The sequence below is a fragment of the uncultured Paraglaciecola sp. genome (assembly GCF_937123705.1).
GTDB lineage: Bacteria > Pseudomonadota > Gammaproteobacteria > Enterobacterales > Alteromonadaceae > Paraglaciecola.
Map to the genome: position 1 here is coordinate 1 of NZ_CAKZKO010000189.1, position 3,184 is coordinate 3,184.

The 3,184-nt window shown below is 44.9% G+C and carries 3 protein-coding genes; all 3 read left to right on the forward strand.

All coding sequences use genetic code 11. The annotated features are described in order from the left end of the window. Nucleotides 1–979 precede the first annotated feature (979 nt). The 3 genes from Q0688_RS23460 to Q0688_RS23470 all read left to right on the forward strand — a co-directional run bounded on the left by Q0688_RS23460 (nt 980) and on the right by Q0688_RS23470 (nt 3,105). Nucleotides 980–1,285, forward strand: coding sequence for a helix-turn-helix domain-containing protein (locus tag Q0688_RS23460; RefSeq protein WP_036984862.1), 306 nt, complete (start codon nt 980–982; stop codon nt 1,283–1,285). Continuing rightward, nucleotides 1,282–2,532: a type II toxin-antitoxin system HipA family toxin gene (locus tag Q0688_RS23465; RefSeq protein ID WP_299083027.1), complete on the forward strand. Its 1,251-nt coding sequence runs from the start codon at nt 1,282–1,284 to the stop codon at nt 2,530–2,532. The genes Q0688_RS23460 and Q0688_RS23465 overlap by 4 nt, the downstream gene beginning before the upstream one ends. A gap of 330 nt (nt 2,533–2,862) precedes the next feature. Beyond that, nucleotides 2,863–3,105, forward strand: coding sequence for an AlpA family transcriptional regulator (locus tag Q0688_RS23470; RefSeq protein ID WP_017043889.1), 243 nt, complete (start codon nt 2,863–2,865; stop codon nt 3,103–3,105). Nucleotides 3,106–3,184 lie beyond the last annotated feature (79 nt).

Consider the following 3,184-nt stretch of genomic DNA (forward strand, 5'->3'; position numbering starts at 1 on the left):
AGTTTTTCAAGGTGGTTGTCGTATTTTATATCATGCCGCTAAGTATTTTACCTCAGGATTCAATTCTACTTTATCGATAAAACCCCAGTTTCGAATATCCTTCGACCAGCGTGCTGGTTTTTTATATTTAGCTTCTAAATAAACCAATTTTCTTTGCTTAAAATTTCAACATCCAAGCCTTTAAGCCTCTCATTCGGCGATGCCTTCTTGTTCTGCGAATTCACGTATAGATAGGGTGCAAGTGATTTAACAGCGAATTCAGCGATGAGTCAGAAACCTCTCCTTACATTATCTACACGACTTATAATGAGAGTGAAGAGCTAATAGCCTGTAATAGAATAATCGATTATTTCTATTAAATGGTTAATCGACAAGGCTGCCTGGACATGTCAGGAAAACATGCTGTGCTGAGACGTTTTCTAGGGTTTCTCATAAATATTGATTATTGCTGGTGGTGTATGCGCTTCGGGTAACTGAAACGCAGGCAGAATAAGCTCTTCGCTTTTACTGATGTTACCTAACAAGGGCATATCCGCACTGGTTAGCCGATACCTCAAGCCAAGCGGCCTCAGAACCAAAGGCGACAGTATTGCGTCCACATGCTGACAAGCGGAGCTGATTGCTCAGGCAACGCTGTGTGGATTGAGCTCGTAGTAATGCTCAAAAAAGGTCAAATGAAGAAAAATAGGCTGGGCGCTTTGTCGCCCGGCGAGCAGTTTTACGCGTTAGCTGGGTAAGCAGAATGAAGCGTTAGTGTTTTTATCGGAAAGTGTAATATTTGCGATAGACCCCAAGCTTCGTATCATCGCCTTAGCCAACGTGTAAGCTAAACCTAAAGATGGGATATTAATCCAATTATCGTCATTAAAGTGGGAATATAGTACCTCTTTCTGTGTATTGGAGTTGTTTAAATTTCAGGCTTGGACTATATTCCCATTAATGATTGAATAATGGGAATACAGTCCCTTTGGTTGGTGATATGGCTAAGCGTGACTTACACAATGTACTGTTTCCAAAGCAGCGCAAAATCCTGACGCATTTTGGTGAAGACTTGCTGTTGGCGATGAAACGACGTGGTTTTACAAAAAAGCTACTGTGTGAACGTACTGGTTTTGATCATAAAACCGTGAATAAAGTCTTTGCCGGTGATCCGGGTGTTGCCATAGGCACTTACTTAAAAGTGATGGCTGTTCTTGGCATGGAAAGCAACTTTGCAGAAATGGCCGCTCATGATGAAGTGGGTATCAAGCTGCAAAACATAAAATTGCTGGAAGGTTCAAAATGAGCCGTGAAATCGTCGAAGTCTATGCCGACTGGCAGCCAATTGAAGCGCCTTTGCTAATTGGGCTGCTTGCTTACAGTGATTCAAGCCGAGGTGGCGTATTTAGTTTTGCCTACGATAAAGCATTTTTAACCTCAGCCTATCGCTTGCAAATTGATCCCATCCTAACGCTTCACTCCGGTGAACTCTATAACGATGAAGCCGATAAAAACTTTCGCGCATTTCTTGATTCATCGCCTGATAGATGGGGGCGTATTTTAATGCAGCGGCGTGCGGCGATTGAGGCGCGCAAAGGCATTCGAGCAACAAGTCGATTAAACGAATTGGATTACCTGCTGGGCGTACATGACTCTTATCGGATGGGGGGGATTCGATTTAAGCGAGTAGGCTCGGATGCTTTTTTGGACGACAACTCTGAGTTTGCTGCGCCGCCAATGGCTTCTTTGCGAGAGCTAGAGCACGCAGCAATGCAGATTGAAAAAGACGATAACATCGACAGTGACGAGTATTACCGCTGGTTGAAAATGCTGATTTCTCCAGGCTCATCATTAGGTGGTGCAAGGCCCAAGGCTTGTGTCACAGATGAACAAGGCCACTTGTGGATTGCCAAGTTTCCCAATCTAAATGATACCCATGACGTGGGCGCATGGGAGATGGTCTGTTATGAATTGGCTCTTGCGGCAGGTGTTCACATGTTTCCAAGTGAGATCAAGCAATTTTCGTCACAGCACCATACCTTTTTAACCAAACGGTTTGACCGCGACGGCGATCAGCGGCTGCATTTTTCATCGGCCATGACTCAACTGCAATACTATGATGGTGAACAATCTCAAGGTGCCAGCTACTTAGAGATTGCTGAATTTATTTCCAATTCTGGTGCACAAACCGCAGCCGATTTAGCTCAGTTATGGCGTCGAATCGTGTTTAATATTGCGGTGTCCAACACGGATGATCACCTGCGTAACCATGGGTTTTTATTAACAAAGAATGGCTGGAAGTTATCACCTGCTTATGATTTAAACCCGATAGTGGGTAAGCATGGCCTGCATCTGAATATTACCGATGCAGACAACGCTTTAGACTACCAGCTAGCCTTTGATGTGAAAGACTTCTTCAGACTTTCGCAAACCCAAGCCACGCAAATTTACGATGAAGTATTAATGGCGGTTAAGCAATGGCAAACCGTTGCTAAGCGGCTAGGGATCAGCCGAGCGGAGCAAGCCATGAAACAATCAGCGTTTAACGTTTAATGAGCCAGTGAAACTATATTTTCATTTTTCAGCAGATAAAGAAGTTTTAGTTTCACTTTATGCTTTGCCTCATACTCCATGTGTTTTAACACTTCGCTCATCCCTTGGGCTTTTGGGGCAGTTTGGGCAAAGCCTTAGTTCACGCCACTTAGCCACGCACTAACTCTGCCCACAGAGCATTTATTGTTTTGGGCACTATCTACAAACTGGGGCAAGTAGCTACTTGTACCCTCAGAAAGCTGCACGATCTGGGCATTTATCTGCCTACTGCGTCCGTTTAGTACTGGCAAACTCCTAACTGAACTTAACAGATCAGTGAGGAAGCAAACGATGAACCCAACTACACAATCACCCACAAACTCAGTACACCCAGCGCGTCAGCAGCGGATTTTGCGCTTGCCCGAGGTAAAGGCCAAAACAGGCTTTGGCCGCAGCACCATTTATGCCCTGATGGCCAACGGTGAATTTCCCCGTTCCATTCGTATTGGTGCGCGTGCCGTGGGCTGGTTAGAAAGCGATATCGACCAGTGGATTGAAACCCGCCGTATCGGTGCTGCTTATGGCCGTGGATAAACCATCAGCATCAACCCCGTTACCTGCCAATGAGATAAATAACAACATGCCAACATTACCGGCTGGTTTTGCCTATAAC